At 74.4% G+C, this 16,621-nt stretch carries 17 protein-coding genes; 7 read left to right on the top strand and 10 right to left on the bottom strand.

Annotated features, from left to right (window positions below):
• Positions 1 to 299 precede the first annotated feature (299 nt).
• Genes CTE05_RS06445 through CTE05_RS06425 form a run of 5 tightly spaced genes read left to right on the top strand, consistent with a single transcriptional unit; the run spans position 300 to position 7,928 of the window.
• A complete protein-coding gene (locus tag CTE05_RS06445; RefSeq protein ID WP_146845279.1) occupies positions 300 to 1,802 on the top strand; it encodes a cytochrome ubiquinol oxidase subunit I in 1,503 nt (500 codons plus the stop codon).
• 15 nt (positions 1,803 to 1,817) lie between these two features.
• Complete coding sequence (gene cydB, locus CTE05_RS06440) at positions 1,818 to 2,876, top strand: cytochrome d ubiquinol oxidase subunit II (RefSeq protein WP_146845278.1); 1,059 nt, start codon at positions 1,818 to 1,820, stop codon at positions 2,874 to 2,876.
• Positions 2,873 to 4,510 carry a thiol reductant ABC exporter subunit CydD gene (gene cydD, locus CTE05_RS06435; RefSeq protein WP_146845277.1) on the top strand — a complete coding sequence of 546 codons (1,638 nt, stop codon included), beginning with the start codon at positions 2,873 to 2,875 and terminating at the stop codon, positions 4,508 to 4,510. Before cydB ends, cydD begins: the two co-directional genes overlap by 4 nt.
• The gene (gene cydC / locus CTE05_RS06430) at positions 4,507 to 6,222 is read left to right on the top strand and encodes a thiol reductant ABC exporter subunit CydC (RefSeq protein ID WP_146845276.1); all 1,716 of its coding nucleotides are present in this window, start codon (positions 4,507 to 4,509) and stop codon (positions 6,220 to 6,222) included. The genes cydD and cydC overlap by 4 nt, the downstream gene beginning before the upstream one ends.
• 14 nt (positions 6,223 to 6,236) lie before the next feature.
• Positions 6,237 to 7,928: a GAF domain-containing sensor histidine kinase gene (locus CTE05_RS06425; RefSeq protein WP_246123342.1), complete on the top strand. Its 1,692-nt coding sequence runs from the start codon at positions 6,237 to 6,239 to the stop codon at positions 7,926 to 7,928.
• 17 nt (positions 7,929 to 7,945) lie between these two features.
• Here CTE05_RS06425 and CTE05_RS06420 read toward each other — a convergent pair whose 3' ends face one another.
• A complete protein-coding gene (locus tag CTE05_RS06420; RefSeq protein ID WP_146845337.1) occupies positions 7,946 to 8,572 on the bottom strand; it encodes a response regulator in 627 nt (208 codons plus the stop codon).
• A 54-nt stretch (positions 8,573 to 8,626) separates the two neighbouring features.
• Here CTE05_RS06420 and CTE05_RS06415 point away from each other — a divergent pair, with 54 nt between their 5' ends.
• Positions 8,627 to 9,571: a phosphoglycerate dehydrogenase gene (locus CTE05_RS06415; RefSeq protein ID WP_307724281.1), complete on the top strand. Its 945-nt coding sequence runs from the start codon at positions 8,627 to 8,629 to the stop codon at positions 9,569 to 9,571.
• Here the strand turns inward: CTE05_RS06415 and mutM are convergent, their stop codons facing one another.
• From mutM to coaD, 6 genes are all read right to left on the bottom strand, one after another.
• Positions 9,572 to 10,474, bottom strand: a complete 903-nt coding sequence (gene mutM / locus CTE05_RS06410; protein ID WP_146845274.1) for a bifunctional DNA-formamidopyrimidine glycosylase/DNA-(apurinic or apyrimidinic site) lyase — start codon at positions 10,472 to 10,474, stop codon at positions 9,572 to 9,574. It abuts the gene before it with no gap.
• A gap of 1 nt (position 10,475) precedes the next feature.
• Positions 10,476 to 11,168: a ribonuclease III gene (gene rnc, locus CTE05_RS06405; RefSeq protein WP_146845273.1), complete on the bottom strand. Its 693-nt coding sequence runs from the start codon at positions 11,166 to 11,168 to the stop codon at positions 10,476 to 10,478.
• A gap of 46 nt (positions 11,169 to 11,214) precedes the next feature.
• Positions 11,215 to 11,412, bottom strand: coding sequence for a 50S ribosomal protein L32 (rpmF, locus tag CTE05_RS06400; RefSeq protein WP_056585203.1), 198 nt, complete (start codon positions 11,410 to 11,412; stop codon positions 11,215 to 11,217).
• Positions 11,413 to 11,414: 2 nt separating this feature from the next.
• The gene (locus CTE05_RS06395; RefSeq protein ID WP_146845272.1) at positions 11,415 to 11,993 is read right to left on the bottom strand and encodes a YceD family protein; all 579 of its coding nucleotides are present in this window, start codon (positions 11,991 to 11,993) and stop codon (positions 11,415 to 11,417) included.
• A gap of 109 nt (positions 11,994 to 12,102) precedes the next feature.
• A complete protein-coding gene (locus CTE05_RS06390) occupies positions 12,103 to 12,594 on the bottom strand; it encodes a hypothetical protein (RefSeq protein ID WP_146845271.1) in 492 nt (163 codons plus the stop codon).
• The gene (gene coaD / locus CTE05_RS06385) at positions 12,591 to 13,079 is read right to left on the bottom strand and encodes a pantetheine-phosphate adenylyltransferase (protein ID WP_146845270.1); all 489 of its coding nucleotides are present in this window, start codon (positions 13,077 to 13,079) and stop codon (positions 12,591 to 12,593) included. Before coaD ends, CTE05_RS06390 begins: the two co-directional genes overlap by 4 nt.
• Positions 13,080 to 13,144: 65 nt before the next feature.
• Between coaD and CTE05_RS06380 the strand changes: the two genes are divergently transcribed.
• Positions 13,145 to 13,792 carry a GNAT family N-acetyltransferase gene (locus tag CTE05_RS06380; protein ID WP_146845269.1) on the top strand — a complete coding sequence of 216 codons (648 nt, stop codon included), beginning with the start codon at positions 13,145 to 13,147 and terminating at the stop codon, positions 13,790 to 13,792.
• On the opposite strand, the gene rsmD is transcribed toward CTE05_RS06380, so the two are convergent.
• From rsmD to CTE05_RS06365, 3 genes are read right to left on the bottom strand one after another with little or no spacing between them, the layout of a single operon-like run.
• The gene (rsmD, locus tag CTE05_RS06375; RefSeq protein ID WP_146845268.1) at positions 13,747 to 14,304 is read right to left on the bottom strand and encodes a 16S rRNA (guanine(966)-N(2))-methyltransferase RsmD; all 558 of its coding nucleotides are present in this window, start codon (positions 14,302 to 14,304) and stop codon (positions 13,747 to 13,749) included. The genes CTE05_RS06380 and rsmD overlap by 46 nt on opposite strands.
• Positions 14,301 to 15,926, bottom strand: coding sequence for a DUF6297 family protein (locus CTE05_RS06370; RefSeq protein ID WP_146845267.1), 1,626 nt, complete (start codon positions 15,924 to 15,926; stop codon positions 14,301 to 14,303). Before CTE05_RS06370 ends, rsmD begins: the two co-directional genes overlap by 4 nt.
• A complete protein-coding gene (locus tag CTE05_RS06365; protein ID WP_146845266.1) occupies positions 15,923 to 16,615 on the bottom strand; it encodes an ABC transporter ATP-binding protein in 693 nt (230 codons plus the stop codon). The genes CTE05_RS06370 and CTE05_RS06365 overlap by 4 nt, the downstream gene beginning before the upstream one ends.
• Between the last annotated feature and the right edge of the window lie 6 nt (positions 16,616 to 16,621).

Genomic DNA, 16,621 nt, shown 5'->3' with positions numbered 1-16,621 from the left:
CGGCGGCTGGCGCGCACGACATGCTGGTGCTGCGAGCTCAAGGGTCCCGGGGCGGTGTGGTCGTCCTAGGAGCCGGGGTCAGTATCGCACAGGGGCCTTCGTACGGCGTGCCGCTCCGTTTCCGCGGCGCGTCCCGGTGTGATGCACGCCCGGTCGTGACTGGCTTCCGGCACCCCGTCGGCAGGGGCAGACTGGACTCGGTCCTCGCGTTCTGGCCAGGCCGCCTGACCTGGACAGTCGTCTCGTCCGTCGGGCGCGTGGACCGAAGGCCCGACGCACCTGTAGGCCCCGGAGGACTCGTGGACACGCTGGACGTGGCACGGTGGCAGTTCGGCATCACGACCGTCTACCACTTCATCTTCGTCCCGTTGACGATCGGCCTGGCGCCCCTCGTCGCGATCATGCAGACGGCCTGGGTGCGGACCGGGAACGAGCGCTGGCTGCGGCTCACCAAGTTCTTCGGAAAGCTCCTGCTCATCAACTTCGCGATCGGTGTGGCCACCGGCATCGTGCAGGAGTTCCAGTTCGGCATGGCGTGGAGCGAGTACTCCCGCTTCGTGGGCGACGTGTTCGGTGCCCCGCTGGCGATGGAGGCGCTCGCCGCGTTCTTCGTCGAGTCGACGTTCCTGGGCCTGTGGATCTTCGGCTGGGACAAACTGCCGAAGAAGATCCACCTGGCCTGCATCTGGGCCGTCGCGATCGCGACGAACCTGTCCGCCTACTTCATCCTCGCGGCGAACTCCTGGATGCAGCACCCCGTCGGCGCCACGTTCAACGAGGAACGCGGGCGGGCGGAGATGACGGACATCGGCGCCATCCTCACGAACAACACCCTGCTCGCGGCGTTCCCGCACACGATCTCGGCCGCCTTCCTCACCGCCGGCACGTTCGTCGCCGGGATCGCCGCCTGGTGGATGGTGCGTCTCGTGCGCGCCGGTCAGGCGGACAAGGCCCGCGACGTGTACCGCCCCGCCGTGGTCCTCGGCGTCATCGTGATGGTGATCTCGGGCGTGGGCGTCGCCCTGAGCGGGGACCAGCAGGCCAAGCTCATGTTCGAGCAGCAGCCGACGAAGATGGCCGCCGCCGAGGCGCTGTGCCAGACGACGTCGAGCGTGCCGTTCTCGATCCTCGCGATCGGGCCGCTGGGCACCGGCGCCGACTGCGACAAGGTCACCCACCTCCTGGAGATCCCCGGCGCCCTCTCGTTCCTGGCGACGGGCGACTTCTCCGCCACCCTGCAGGGCACCGACCAGCTGCAGCAGGAGTACGAGGAGAAGTTCGGGTACACGGACGCGAACGGCGAGCCCATCAGCTACATCCCGAACCTCGCCGTCACCTACTGGGGCTTCCGCCTCATGATCGGGTTCGCCCTCGGCTCGGCCGCGCTCGCGCTGGTCGCGTTCTGGGTGACCCGCAAGGGCCGGGTGAGCGGGAACGTGTGGGTCGGCCGCCTCGGCATCGCCGCCATCGCGACCCCGTTCCTGGCCTCCTCGTTCGGTTGGATCTTCACCGAGATGGGCCGCCAGCCGTGGGTCGTCGCGCCCAACCCGAACCCCGGCGGCGTGGACGGCGTCTGGCTGCTCACCGCCCGCGGCGTCTCGACGGTGACCAGCACGGGGACGGTCCTCACGAGCCTGATCGCGTTCACGCTCCTCTACGGGGTCCTCGCCGTGTTCTGGTACCGCCTGATGCACCGGTACGCGATCCAGGGCGTGGCGGACAGCGAGCACGACCCCAGCCCGGACAACCCCGAAAACGACCCGGACACGGCGCACGAGCGCCCGCTGTCGTTCGCGTACTGAGCGGAGCAGACGACCATGGAGCTCACGACCGTCTGGTTCCTCCTCATCGCGGTCCTGTGGACCGGCTACCTCGTGCTGGAGGGTTTCGACTTCGGCGTCGGCATGCTGCTGGGGCTGCTGTCCCGCGGCGACCGCGCGACCAAGGACCGGGACCGCCGCGTCATGATCAACACGATCGGCCCGGTCTGGGACGGCAACGAGGTGTGGCTGCTCACGGCCGGCGGCGCGACGTTCGCGGCGTTCCCGGAGTGGTACGCGACGATGTTCTCCGGGTTCTACCTGCCGCTCCTGCTCATCCTGCTGGCGCTCATCGTGCGCGTGGTCGCGTTCGAGTGGCGCGGCAAGATCGACGACCCGCGCTGGCGGTCGCTGGCCGACCGGTGCCTGATGGTGGGCTCGTGGGTGCCGGCCGTGCTCTGGGGCGTGGCGTTCGGCAACCTCGTCCGGGGTGTCGAGCTCGACGCCGACCACCAGTACGTCGGGGGTTTCTGGGCCCTGCTCAACCCGTTCGCGCTGCTCGGTGGCGCCACGACCGCCCTGATCTTCCTCACGCACGGCGCGGTGTTCCTCGCGCTGAAGTCCGACGGTGACGTCCGCGTCCGCGCCGGGGCGTTCGCGGCACGGGCGTCCGTCGTGACGCTCGTCGTGGCCGGCGCCTGGGCCGTGTGGGCGCAGCTGGCCTACTCGGTGCCGTGGACGTGGGCGGCCGTCGTCGTCGCGGCCGGCGCGCTGGTCGTGCTCGTCGTCGCCGCGCAGCGCCGCAAGGAAGGGCTCGCGTTCACGGCGTCGGCCGTCGCCATCGTCGCAGCGGTCGTCCTGATCTTCGGGTCGATGTACCCCGACGTCATGCCCGCGTTCGACCCGGCCAACTCGCTGACCGTCACGAACGCGTCGTCGACGGACTACACGCTCACGGTCATGACCTGGGTGGCCGCGTTCCTCACCCCGCTGGTCCTGCTCTACCAGGGCTGGACGTACTGGGTGTTCCGCAAGCGGATCTCCGCGGACCGGATCCCGGACCACACCGGTCTCACCTTCGAGAAGCTGCCCGCCCTGAGCACGCCCGACAAGTGAGGCCGCTCGACCCGCGCCTGCTGCGGCACGCGCGAGCCGCACGCGGGTACGTCGCGCTGACCGCGGCGCTCGGCGTGGTCACGGCGGCGCTGGTCGTCGCGCAGGCGCTGCTGCTCGCGCACGCGCTCGGCGCCGCCGTCTCGGACGGCGCCACGCTCGACGTCCTGGCTCCGACGATCGCGTGGCTGGCAGCCGTCGTCGTCGCCCGGACGCTGGTGACCGCGACGCAGGAGCGCTTCGCGCACCGAGCCGCCACGCGGACGGTGGCCGAGCTGCGCGAGCAGGTCGTGGCGCACGCCGTGGCGCTGGGTCCGCGCTGGCTCGCGTCCGGCGAGGGACCGTCGGTGGTCACTCTGGCGACCCGTGGGCTCGACGCGCTCGAGCCGTACTTCGTGCGGTACCTGCCGCAGCTCGTGCTCGCGGCCACCGTGACGCCCGGCGTCCTGCTCGTGGTCCTCGGGCTCGACTGGGTCTCGGCCGCGATCCTCGTCGTCGTGATCCCGCTGGTCCCGATCTTCATGGTCCTCGTCGGACGGCTGACGCAGGGCCGGTCCGAGCGAGGGCTGGTCAGCATGCAGCGGCTCGGTGCGCAGGTCCTCGACCTGCTCGCCGGTCTGCCGACCCTGCGCGCGCACGGTCGCGAGCGCGGGCCGGGCGCTCGCGTGCGGACGCTCGGCGACGCGCACCGGCAGGCCACGATGGGGACGCTGCGCATCGCGTTCCTGTCCGGCATGGTCCTCGAGCTGCTGACCACGCTGTCGGTCGCCCTCGTCGCGGTCGGCATCGGGTTGCGCCTGGTGGAAGGGGACCTCGACCTGGTCACCGGGATCGCGGTCCTCGTCCTCGCGCCCGAGGTGTTCCTCCCGCTGCGCCAGGTGGGGGTCCAGTTCCACGCCGCTGCCGACGGCGTCGCGGCGGCAGGACGGGCCTTCGAGGTGCTGGAGACACCGGTCCCGCCGGCGGGGACGCGGACCGCGCCGGACCTGCGGACGGCGACCCTGCGGCTCGACGCCGTGGGGGTGCGGACCTCGGGGGGCAGCACCCCGCACGGGCTCGACCTCGTGCTCCGGCCCGGCACGGTCGTCGCGCTGACCGGGCCGAGCGGCGCCGGCAAGACGACCGCGCTCGAGGTCGCGCTCGGCCTGCTGCGACCCGACGAGGGGCGCGCCTCGATCGACGGCGTGGACCTCGCCGACCTCGATCCCTCCTCCGTGTGGGCCCAGGTGTCCTGGCTGCCGCAGCGACCCGTGCTGGAGCCGGGCACGGTGGCCGAGCTCGTCGGCGGCGACGACGCCTCGCGTGCCGCGGCCGCCGCGCTCACTGGCCTCGACACCGTGCTCGCCGCCCTGCCCGACGGCTGGGCCACCGCGCTGGGACGGGGCGGCGCGGGCCTGAGCCTGGGGCAGCGGCAGCGCGTCGCCCTGACGCGCACGCTCCTCGCGCAGACGCCGCTGGTGATCCTCGACGAGCCCACCGCGCACCTGGACGCCGCCGGCGAGCGGGTGGTGCTCGACACCGTCCGGGCGCTGCGGGACGCCGGCCGGACCGTCCTGCTCGTGGCGCACCGTCCGTCGCTCGTCGCGGTCGCCGACGACGTCGTGCAGGTCCGGTCGGCCGCAGCGGTGCTCGCATGAGCCGCGGCACGCTGCGGCGCGCGGTCCGCCTCCTGGACCTCGATCCGCGCCGGTTCGCCCTCGCGCTGCTGCTCGGGACGCTCGCGCTCGGCTGCGGGGTCGCCCTCGCGGCGGTCTCGGCGTGGCTGATCGCCCGCGCCTCGCAGATGCCGCCCGTGCTGCAGCTGTCGGTCGCGACCGTCGCGGTGCGCGCCTTCGGCATCGGCCGCGGGGTCCTGCGCTACCTGGAGCGGCTGGTCTCCCACGACGTCGCCCTGCGCGGCATGACCGAGCTGCGCACCACGCTGTACGAGCGGCTCGCGGTCGCCCGGCCCGAGACGCTGCTGCGGGTGCGACGCGGGGACCTGCTCGCGCGGGTCGGCGCGGACGTCGACACGGTCGGCGACGTGGTGGTCCGTGGGCTGCTGCCCGCCGGTGTCGCCGCCGCGCTCGGAGCGGGCACGGTGATCGCGATGTGCGCGTTCTGGCCGCCGGCCGGCCTCGCGCTCGGTGCGTGCCTCGTGCTCGCGGGGGTCGTCGCCCCCGCGATCGCCGCCCGCGCCGCGCGCACGACCGAGCAGCGCGCGCTGCAGAGCCGCTCGGACATGACCGCGACCGCCCTCGGCCTGCTCGACGACGCCGGACCGCTGCTCGTCGGCGGCCGGGCGGACCAGGAGCTGGCGGCCCTGCGCGAGTCCGACCGCCGCCTGGCGGCTGCCACCGACGCCGGGGCCGGTCCGGCCGCAGTCGCCGCAGGGCTCGGTCAGCTCGCGGTCGGTGCAGCGATGCTGGCGGCCCTGCTCACCGGCGTCCCGGCCGTCGGGGCCGGGCTGCTCTCCCCCGTCGAGCTCGCGGTCGTCGTGCTCACCCCGCTCGCGGCGTTCGAGGCGACGTCTCTGCTGCCCGCCGCGGCGATCCAGGTGCAGCGCTCGCGCGCGGCGGCGGTCCGGGTCCTCGCGCTGCTCGACGCACCGACCGACCCACCCGCCACCGACGGCGCGGCCGGACGGCCCCCGCTCGTCGCGACGGACCTCGCGTGCGGGTGGCCGGGGACCCAGCCCGTCGTCACCGGGCTCTCCCTCGACCTGCGCCCGGGCCGTTCGGTCGCCCTCGTCGGGCCGTCCGGCACGGGCAAGACGACCACCCTGCTCACCCTCGCCGGGCTGCTCCCCCGGCAGGCCGGCACCCTCACGCTCGACGGGCACGACGTGGACCACCTCGACCGGCACGCCGTGGCCGCCGCGGTCGTCGTGGGCACCGAGGACGCCCACGTCTTCGGGACGACCGTCCTGGAGAACCTGCGCGTCGGACGTGGCGACCTCACCTCCACGGAGGCGACCGACGTCCTGGCGCGGGTCGGGCTGGCGGAGTGGCTCGGCGGGCTGCCCGACGGGCTCGACACCGTCGTCGGCCCGGACGCGCGCACCGTGTCGGGGGGCGAGCGGCGCCGGTTGCTCGTCGCGCGCGCCCTGGTGTCCCCTGCCGAGCTCCTGCTCGTCGACGAGCCCGCCGAGCACCTCGACCCCGAACGCGCCGACGCCCTGGTCACCGACCTGCTGGACGACCCGCGGGGCGTCGTGGTCGTGACCCACCGGCTCAGCCCGCTGGCAGCGGCCGACGAGGTCGTGCTGCTGGGCGCCGGGGGCGTGCTGGCCCGCGGGTCGCACAGCAACCTGCTCGCAACGGTCCCCCACTACCGTGACGCCTGGGAGCGGGAGCGCTCGACGGACTGACGGGGGGCCGGACCGTGGCCGAGGAGACCCTTCCCGGTGCTCCGCCGAGCACGGACCTCCCGCACGGCGACGACCTGGTCGACGCGATCCTCGCGGTCACGAGCGAGATCGAGCTCGCCGCGGTGCTCGACCGGTTCGTCCAGGTCGCCGCGCGGCTCACGGGTGCCCTGTCCGGCGCGCTCACCGTCATCGACGACAGCGGGGTCTCGACGGCGTTCGTGACCACCGGGCCGCCGGGCACCGTCGCGGACGTCCTGCGGTCGGCACCCCTGGCGCTCGGGGCGCTCGGCGCCGTCCCCGCGACCGGCGCCCTGCGCCTCACCGACGTGCGTGACCACCCCGCCTTCCGCGGCATCCCGGCCGACCACCCGACCACCGTGCCGTTCCTCGGCACCTCGGTCCGGGTCGGCCCGCGCGTCTTCGGCCAGCTCTGCCTGTCCGAGAAGGCCGGCGGGTTCACGCCGGCCGACGAGCACGTCGTGGTGTCGCTCGCCGCGGCAGCCGGGGCGGCCGTCACGAACGCGCGCCTGTACGCCGACGCCCGGCAGCGCGTGCACTGGCTCCAGGCGGGCCAGGACCTCACCACCCTGCTGCTGGAGGGTCTCGACGACGACGACGCCCTCGAACGCATCGTCTCGACCGCCCGGGACGCCGACCATGCCGACGCCGCCGCGCTGGCCCTGCCCGGGGTGGGTGGCGCGCTGCTCATCGAGGTCGCGGTCGGCCGCAAGCGTCGCAAGCTGGTCGGCACCGCCATGCCCCCGGGCTCCCGGGCATGGTCGGTGGTCGAGGACCGCAAGGGCCGGATCACGTCGTCCCTCTCGCGCGCGCACTCCGTCGCCGCCCCCGCGATGCGGGCCTTCGGCCCGGCACTGTTCACACCCGTCCTGGTGCCCGGCGGCGCCGTCGGGGTGCTCATCCTGCTGCGGAAGGTCGGCGCACCCCTGTTCGAGCCGTACGACCTGACCACCGCGGAGTCGTTCGCCACGCAGGCTGCGCTCGCCTACCAGCTGGCCGCCGGTCGCCACGCCCAGGACGTCGCGGCGCTGCACGACGAGCGTGAGCGCATCGCCCGGGACCTGCACGACCTCGCCATCCAGCAGCTGTTCGCGACGGGCCTGCAGCTGGAGACCGTCCGACGACGCGCGGCCCGCGGCGTCGACGCCACCGAGCTGACCGCGATCGTGGACGAGGCGCTCGACAACGTCGACGACTCCGTGCGCCAGATCCGTCGCATCGTGCACGACCTGCGCGACCCGGACGCCGCGACCGGCCTGGTCGAGCGGCTGCGCCGTGAGGCGTTCCTCGCACGGACGGGCCTCGGGTTCGCGCCCGCGCTCGTCGTGAGCCTCGACGGGGTCGTCGTGACCGAGGGCGGCCTCGACGAGGACCGGCTGGACGGGCGGGTCGGCCGGGACCTCGCCTCGGACGTGGTCGCGGTCGTGCGCGAGGGGCTGGCCAACGCGGCCCGGCACGCGCAGGCCACGTCGGTGACGGTGCGCGTGCGCGTCCTCGGCGCGGGACCGCAGGGCTCCGTCCGGGTCGAGGTCGAGGACGACGGGGTAGGGCTCGCGCCCGGACCTGGCCGCACCTCGGGCACCCACAACCTCACGGAGCGCGCCCGGCAGCACGGCGGCACCGCCGACATCGGTGCGGCGCCCGACGGGCACGGCACGCTCCTGACGTGGCAGGCACCGCTGGGCTGACCTGCGACGACGCCCGATCAGCCGCCGGCGTCCACCTGCCAGCCCGCGCGTGCACGCGACGCCACCCACGCCGCGACCTGCGTGCGCCGCTGCAGCCCCATCTTCGCGAGCACCGACGTGATGTGGTTCTTCACGGTCTTCTCGACGATGCCCAGCCGCTCGGCGATCTCCCGGTTGGACAGCCCTTCGCCGATGAGCTCGACCACGCGCAGCTCGCTCGGCGTCAGGGTTCCGGTCGGGTCCTCCTGACGGTCCTTGTGCCGGGAGACCGCCCGCTGGTCGAGCAGCACGCGGCCGGCAGCGACGGCACGGATCGCGTCGACGATCTCCGCGCCGCGCGCGGACTTCAGCAGGTAGGCGGCGGCTCCCTCGTCGAGCGCGGCCTCCAGGGCGCCGGCGTCGTCGAACGACGTCAGGACGATCGCCCGCGACTCGGGGAGCCGCTCGCGCAGCGCGCGCATGACGTCGATGCCGGTGCCGTCCGGCAGCTGCAGGTCGACGAGCACGACACTCGGCCGCACGAGGTCGGCCCGCTGGAGCCCGTCCGCCACCGAGCCGGCCTCGGCCACCACGGTCATGCCCTCGGCCCGGTCCACGATCTCGGCCACGCCGCGCCGGACCACCTCGTGATCGTCGACGATCATGACGGTGATGGGTCCGGAGGCGCTGCGTGCGGCCACGGTGGCATCGTATCGACGGTGACCACGATCCTGCTGCCGACGACGATGTCCGACGACCCGACGCTGCCCGCCGACGTGCGGGTGGTGCGCTACGACGTGCGCGAACCGGTCCCGGCCGACGCCCTCGACGCCGAGGTGCTCGTGCTCTGGGGCAACGAGCCGGAGCAGACGGCCGACGCCGCCCGCCGCCTCACGCACCTGCGGTGGGTGCAGACGCTCGCGGCGGGTCCGGACGCGGCGGTCGCGGCGGGGTTCGCCGACGACGTCGTCCTCACGTCGGGCCGCGGCCTGCACGACGGACCGGTCGCGGAGCACACCCTGGCCCTCGTCCTGGCGGCGGCCCGTCGGCTCCCGGACCTCGTCCGTGCGCAGGGAGAGCGCCGGTGGGCCGGTGAGCTCGGCGGCATGCAGGATCCCCAGCCCGGGAACGCGTTCCGGACGCTCGACGGCGCGCAGGTGCTCATCTGGGGCTTCGGGTCGATCGCCGCGCGCCTCGCTCCCCTGCTCGGCGCCCTCGGCGCCCAGGTCACCGGCGTCGCCACCACGGCGGGAGACCGGCACGGCTTCCCGGTCATCTCCGCGTTCGACCTGCCCGACCACCTGCCGCGGACCGACGTGCTCATCTCCCTCCTGCCCGCCACCGAGCAGACCCGGCACGCGGTCGACGCCGGCGTGCTGTCCCTCCTGCCCCCGCGTGCGTGGGTGGTGAATGTGGGCCGCGGCGCGACGCTCGACGAGGCCGCGCTGCTCGACGCGCTGCGGTCCGACCGGCTGGCGGGTGCCGCCCTCGACGTGTTCGAGACCGAGCCGCTCCCGGCCGACTCCCCGCTGTGGGACGAGCCGCGGCTGCTGATCAGCCCGCACGCGGCCGGCGGACGGCCGAGGGGTGCCGGCGAGCTCGTGGCCGCGAACCTGGCGGCGTTCCTCGCCGGTGGCGAGCTCCGCAACGTCGTCGCGCGCTAGCTAGAACCGGCCTCGGCGCGGGCGCGGCTGGCACCGCGGGCAGCTGTACGACGAGCGGTTCATGAACTCGTCGCGACGCACCGGGGTGCCGCAGCGGGGGCACGGCTGCCCCTCCTGCCCGTACACGGCGAGCGAGCGGTCGAAGTAGCCGGAGGCGCCGTTCACGTTGACGTAGAGCGCGTCGAAGCTGGTCCCGCCCTGCACGAGCGCCTCGGTCATCACCGCCGCCGCGCCGTCGAGCGCCCGCTCGACCTCCGCCCGGCGCAGCGTCTCCGTCGGCCGTGCATAGTGCAGCTGCGCTCGCCAGAGGCCCTCGTCGGCGTAGATGTTCCCGATCCCGGACACGACGGTCTGGTCCAGGAGGGCACGCTTGATGCCCGTCCTGCGTCGGCGCACCGCGGCCACCAGCGCCGCCCGGTCGAGCACGGGGTCCAGCAGGTCACGGGCGATGTGCGCGACGGGCTCCGGGACCACCGGCAGCGCCGACCCGAGCCCGCCGGGTGCGCCGTCCGGGGTGGGGACGAGCTCCGGGACGCTCAGGTGCCCGAACGTGCGCTGGTCCACGAAGTCCAGCGCGGACCCGTCGTCGAGGTCGAGCCGGACGCGCAGGTGCGGGTGCTCCGGTCGCGGCTCGCCGGCCTCGCGCACGAGCAGCTGCCCGCTCATGCCCAGGTGCGCCATCAGGGCGTCGTCGTGCTCGTCGAGCAGCAGCCACAGGAACTTGCCGCGCCGGACCGCCGCCTCCAGCCGTCGACCGCGCAGCCGTCCCGCGAAGTCGAGAGGCCCGCCGACGTGCCGCCGGACGCTGTAGTCGCGCCGCACCTCGACCGCGGCCACGGTGCGGCCCAGCACGTGCCGCGCCAGCCCGTCGCGGACGGTCTCGACCTCGGGCAGCTCGGGCACGTCAGGGCTGCAGCTGCGCGGCGAGCACCCGGTAGGCGTCCGCAGCGGCGTCCTGCTCGGCGAGCTTCTTGGCCGGGCCGACGCCGACGCCACGGGGCTCACCCGCGACGATCGCCCGCGCCGTGAACGTGCGGGAGTGGTCCGGTCCCTCGCCGGTGACGTCGTAGCTCGGTGCACCGAGACCGAGGGACGCCGACAGCTCCTGCAGGGACGTCTTCCAGTCCAGCCCGGCACCGAGGTCCGCCGCGGCGACCAGGGACGGCCCGACCAGGCGTTCGACCACCGCGCGGGCGGTCTCCACGCCGTGGTTGAGGTACACGGCACCGAACACGGCCTCGAGGGTGTCGGACAGGATCGAGTCCTTGTCCCGCCCGCCCGTCGACAGCTCACCCTTGCCCAGCAGCACGTAGTCGCCGAGGTCGAGCTCCCGCGCGACGAGCGCGAGCGCACGCTGCGACACCGTGGCGGCCCGCATCTTCGCGAGCGCACCTTCCGGCAGGTCCGGGTGCGCGCGGTACAGCGACTCCGTGACGACCAGCCCGAGCACCGCGTCCCCGAGGAACTCGAGCCGCTCGTTGGTGGGGATGCCTCCGGCCTCGTGCGCGAACGAGCGGTGCGTCAGAGCAAGCACGAGAAGCTCGGGGTCCAGGTGGACCCCGAGCTTCTCGTGCAAGAGCTCTGCCGCGGCACTCACGCCGGTCCTGCGGTCATCGAATGCTCCACAGCGGACGAGCGACTGCTCAGCGAACCTCGAACTCGGTACGCACGGCCTCGGCGTAGGCGCGGCCCTTGTAGGTACCGCACGACGGGCACGCCGTGTGCGGCATCTTGTTGGCCTTGCACTGCGGGCACGTGTGGAGCGTCGTGGCAGTGGTCTTCCACTGCGACCGACGCGCACGGGTGTTGCTGCGCGACATCTTGCGCTTCGGAACAGCCACGGCTAGCTCTCTTTCGTCTCGTCGTTCGAACCCAGCAGGCCGCTCAGGGCGGACCAGCGGGGGTCAAGCGTCTCATGCGAGTGGTCAGGGTCGTCCGCCAGCCGCGCTCCACACTCGGAGCACAGGCCGGGGCAGTCGGGACGGCACAGCGGCTGGAACGGCAGAGCCGGCACGACCGTGTCCCGCAGCGCAGGTTCCAGGTCGACCAGGTCGCCCTCGAGCTCGCGCACGTCCTCCTCGTCGTCGCCGTCCTCGACCGCGACGGCCGCGCGCTCGGGATACACGTAGAGCTCCGTGAGCTGGACGTCGACGTTCTCGACGACCTCACCCAGGCAGCGCACGCACTCCCCGATCGCCCGACCACGGACGGATCCGGTGACCAGGACCCCCTCCATGACCGCCTCGAGCCGCAGATCCAGCTCGACGTCGGTCCCGGTGGGGATGCCGATCACGTCGGTCCCGAGATCTTCCGGGGCACCCACGGTGCGCTGCACGGTCCTCGTCGATCCCGGACGTCTCCCGAGCTCGTGCGAATCGAGCACGAAGGGCGAACGGGGATCGAGGTGAACAGGGCGCGGCACGGCCAGGGTCCCCTCGTTGATCTCGGTCCAGCCATGAGCGGCAGAACCAACGGATAACTCTACGGCACAGGTCAGGGGCCACCCAAATCGTTCGGGAGTGGCACAGGTCTCAGCTCTCGTCCGCCCCCAGGCGTCCCGCGAGCTTCGCGCGGCCGGCCTGGACCTGGCTCAGCACCTTGCCCAGGTCGATCTCGAAGTCCGCCAGCCGACGGTCGCAGTAGTCGTCGGCGTCCCGCTGGAGACCCTCGGCGACCCGCTCGGCCTCCGCCACGATCTGCGCGGCACGCTCCTGCGCCGCGACGACCACGGCCTCCCGGTCGACGAGGGCGGCGGCCTGGGCACGCGCCTGCGCCAGCACCGCGTCGGCGTCCGCCTGGGCGACCGCACGTGCGGCGTCCGCGTCGGCGAGCACCTCGTCGGCCCGCGAGAGCTGGCTGGGCAGCACGTCACGCGCCTGGTCCACCAGGTCGAGCAGCTCCGCGCGGTTCACCAGCACCGAGGACGACATCGGCATCGCCCGGGCGTTGGCGACCGCGGACGCGATCGCGTCCAGCACGCCCGTGAGGCCCTCGGGCCTGGTGGTCGGGTCCTCGTCGGTCATCGTGCGTCCCCTCCTCGTAGTGCCGCCCGCACCGCGTCCGCGACGCCCGGCGGCACCAGGTCGTCGATCGGACCGCCGTAGCGCGCCACATCCTTGACCAGCGACGACGCGATGTGCGCCAACGCCTGGTCGCCGACCACGAACACGGTCTCGACGCCCGACAGGTGCCGGTTCATCAGAGCCATCGGCAGCTCCGCGTCGAAGTCGGCGCCACCGCGCAGCCCCTTGACCACGGCGACGGCACCCACCGTACGGACGAAGTCCGCGAGCAGCCCGTCGACCGCCTCGACCCGGATCCCGTCGACGTCCGCGAACGCCGCACGCGCCAGGTCGACCCGCACCTCGACCGGGAGCAACGACGACTTGGACGAGTTCCGTGCGACGCCGACGACGACCTCGTCGAACATCGAGCGAGCCCGCTGCACGACATCCACGTGCCCGAGCGTGAGGGGGTCGAAGGACCCGGGGCAGACGGCGGTGGTCACGTCGCCAGGGTAGGCCAGCGGCCCGCCCCGACCAGCCGAACGCGCGGCAGCCCTACCCTCGCCCCATGACCACCGACGTCGTCGTGGACAGGGCCACCGCCGCCGACTGCCCGGAGATCCGCACGGTCCTGGCCCGCGCGTACCACGCGAACCCGCTGATGGTCTGGGCGCTGCCGGATGCCGGCACCCGTCAGGACGCGTGCGCCGCCTGGCTCGGGCCGTCCGTCGACCGCTACCTGGCCGTCGGTCGCGTGCACGTCGCCCGGGGGGCCGGGCGGGTGCTCGGTGTCGCCGCCTGGCGGCTGCCCGGCGCCGCGCAGCCGCCGGTCACGCTCCCGTCGCCGGCCGGGGTGCTCGCCGTCCTCGTGGGCCGGACGCGGGCCGACGAGATCCTCGCCGCCCTGGGCTCGGCCGCACCGCTCGCACCCTCGGCCCCCGCCGCCTACCTCAACTACCTCGCGGTCGACCCGCAGGTGCAGGGGCGGACGGTCGGACGGCGCCTGGCCGAGGCGGGGATCGCGGCGGCAGAAGCAGACGGCGTCGGCACGTACCTCGGCACGACGGACCCGCGGAACCTGCCGTTCTACCGGCGCCTGGGCTACGCCGAGGCCGGCACCGTGCCCCTCGCGCCCGACGGCCCGGCGCTCACGGTGCTGCACCGGCCGGCTCAGGTCTCCGCCGGCTCCGCGAACCACATGACCGTGTCCCCGTAGGCGCGCCGGTCGAACCGCACGAGCGCCGTCGGCCACGTCGGCTCGGGCGTGCGTGACGCGCGCTCCACGACGACGACGGCGTGGGGCGACAGGGCTGCCGAGACACTGCTCAGCACCGTCGCGAGGTCGACCTCCGGCAGGTCGTAGGGCGGGTCGACGAGGACGAGGTCCCACGGCGCCACGGTGGGCCGCGCGGCGAACCGCTCCACCGTCGAGGCGGCCACCGTGACCGTCGCCGCCAGCCCGAGCGTCGTCACGTTGCGGCGGCACACGTCGGCCGCGTCGCGGGCCGACTCGACGAGCGTCACGTGGGCGGCGCCGCGGCTCGCGGCCTCGATCCCGAGCGCCCCCGAGCCGGCGTACAGGTCGAGCACCCGGGCACCGTCGACCACGTCGAGGTGCTCGAGCCGGGAGAACAGCGCCTCGCGGACCCGCTCGCTCGTCGGCCGGGTCCCGGCGCGCGGCACGGCGAGCGTCCGCCCGCCGACCGTCCCCGCGACGATCCGGGTCACCGGCGCGCTCCCGCCCTCTCCTGCTCCTGCGCGTCCATGAGGGTCTCCATGAGCGACCGCGTGCGGATGGACGAGGCGATCGCCACGGCGATGATCGACAGGACGATCTGGGCGTAGAGCAGCGGCGCGTTCACCGTCCGCAGGAGCACCGCGATCCACACCGGCAGCAGGCACAGGATGACGAGGTCGGGCCCGCGCGCGAGCACGGTCGCCACGCCCGTCGGCAGGGCACCCATCGGGGTCGACACGAGCGCTCCGCCCCAGTCGGGAGCGGGCCGGTAGGACCCGCGCACGGCTGCCGCCGCCCAGACCGGCGTCGAGGCGACCCCGAGCGCGATCCACCCCGGCACGTCGGACGCCCACCGGCCGACCGCCGCGAACGCGACGAGGGACCACAGCAGCATCGCGACGGCGGGCACGACCATGCGCAGGCGCCGGACGGTCTTGGCCTCCAGCGGCAGCAGACGGTCGAGGATCGGCGCCATCTCGGCGCGCCGGGCGCCCTCGCCGGTCGCGCTCATCGCGACGGCGCCGGCGATCAGGAGCGCGAACAGCACGCCGACCTGGCTGGCGAGCTGCGGCACCGTGCTGATGAGCACCGGCACGAGCGCGGCGACGACGAGCTGCACGACGTGGCGGGCGGACCGGCGCAGCACCACCCAGTCGGCGGTGACCAGGGCGGACGCCGGGCCGCGGGCGGTGCTCAGGGGCGCGATCCACCGGCGTACCGGAGCAGCCGCGCCGTCGGTCAGCGCCCTGCCCAGCTCGCGGGAGTCCATCGACACCACCGCGCCGACCGCCTGCGTCGCCACCGAGCCGCTCTCCCGCAGCGTCCGCGTCGGGACCCGGCCGAGGCGACGGTCGACGACGACCGCGAGCGCGACGACCACGGGCACGAGCGCGACGACGAACCACCAGGGCGCGCTCGGCAGCGCGTCGACGGACCAGCCGACGCGCGCGAGGACCACCGCCGCAACGGGGGCGAGGAAGAGCAGGACGTCGCCGGCGAGCGCGAGGGAGCGTCGGGACACCCCGGCGGACTGGCCGACGGCCGCGAGCAGGACGATCCCCGCGGCGACGAGAGCCGCGGTCGTGGCGACCCGTGCGACGCGCAGACCGGGGTCGGCGAGCAGCCCGGCGTCCAGGAGGGCGACGAGGACCGCGCCGACGAAGCCCGCGAGCAGCGGCAGCCGGCGCGCCGCGGGGCGCAGCAGCCCGCGCCGGTCGACCGGGAGCGGGAGCCACCAGGCCGCCTCGGCTCCCCCGGCGCCGACCGGGCCCAGCCGGCCGGCGAGCGACAGGAGCGCTCCGGCGAGCGCCACGACGATGACCACGACGAGCGTGGCGAGGTTCAGCGACAGCGGCGCCTCCACCTCGGGCGCGGGCGGCAGGGACGCGCGCATCGCCTGGGCGGCCCCGAGAGCGACGCCGACGCTGATCGCGATGCTGATGACCGCGTAGTACACGCCGCCCAGGAGGGACCCGAGGCTGGCGCCCCCGCGGGAGTTCGCCGCCTGGGACGTGAACCGGCGGATGCTCGTCGCGGACGGCACCGCGCCGACCTCGAAGGGCTGGACCGCGGGCTCGTCGTCGTACCCGTCGTCGTGCTCGACGGCGGTCACGGGTTCTCCCGCGAGATCAGGTCCGCGGCCTGGTCGGTCGGCAGCAGCCGCGTGACGTCGTCGGCGACGTGCACGGCCCGGTCGGCGACGGCGCGCAGCAGGTCCGGGTCGTGCGTGGCGAGCAGCACCGCGCCGCCGGCCTGCTTCTCCGCGACGATGCGCGCGGCGAGCCGGTCCCGCATCGCGCGGTCGAGCCGCTGCTCGGGCTCGTCGAGGACGAGCAGGGAGCGCGGGCGGACGAAGCCCGCGGCGAGGAGCAGCCGGCGCCGCTGGCCCGACGAGAGCGCGACCGGCAGCGACCTGGCGTGGTCGGTCAGGCCGAACTCGGCGAGCAGCCCGGCGACGACCTCCTGCGCGCCGTGCACGCCGTGCCCGCGCGCGGTCAGGTACAGGTGCTCGGAGACGGTGAGGGCCGGGAAGTACGCGTCGTCGTCGAGGACGCTGGCGACCTTCGTCCGGAACACGACGTCCCGCTCGTCGACGGGGTTGTCGAACACGCGCAGCGTCCCACCGGACGGTTCGAGCAACCCGATCACGGCCCGCAGGACCGTGGACTTCCCGGAGCCGTTCGCGCCGACCAGGGCGACGACCTTGCCGGGTGCCAGCGTGAAGGTCACGGGTGCACAGACGGGCGCCCCGCCGTAGCCGACGATCAGGTCCTGGGCGCGGATGACGGGCTTCTTGGGCACGTGCGT

It is taken from the genome of Cellulomonas terrae, from assembly GCF_007990265.1.
Classification (GTDB): Bacteria; Actinomycetota; Actinomycetes; order Actinomycetales; family Cellulomonadaceae; genus Cellulomonas; species Cellulomonas terrae.
The sequence above is the reverse complement of the archived record's forward strand: the minus strand, read 5'-3'. Positions and strand labels throughout refer to the sequence as shown.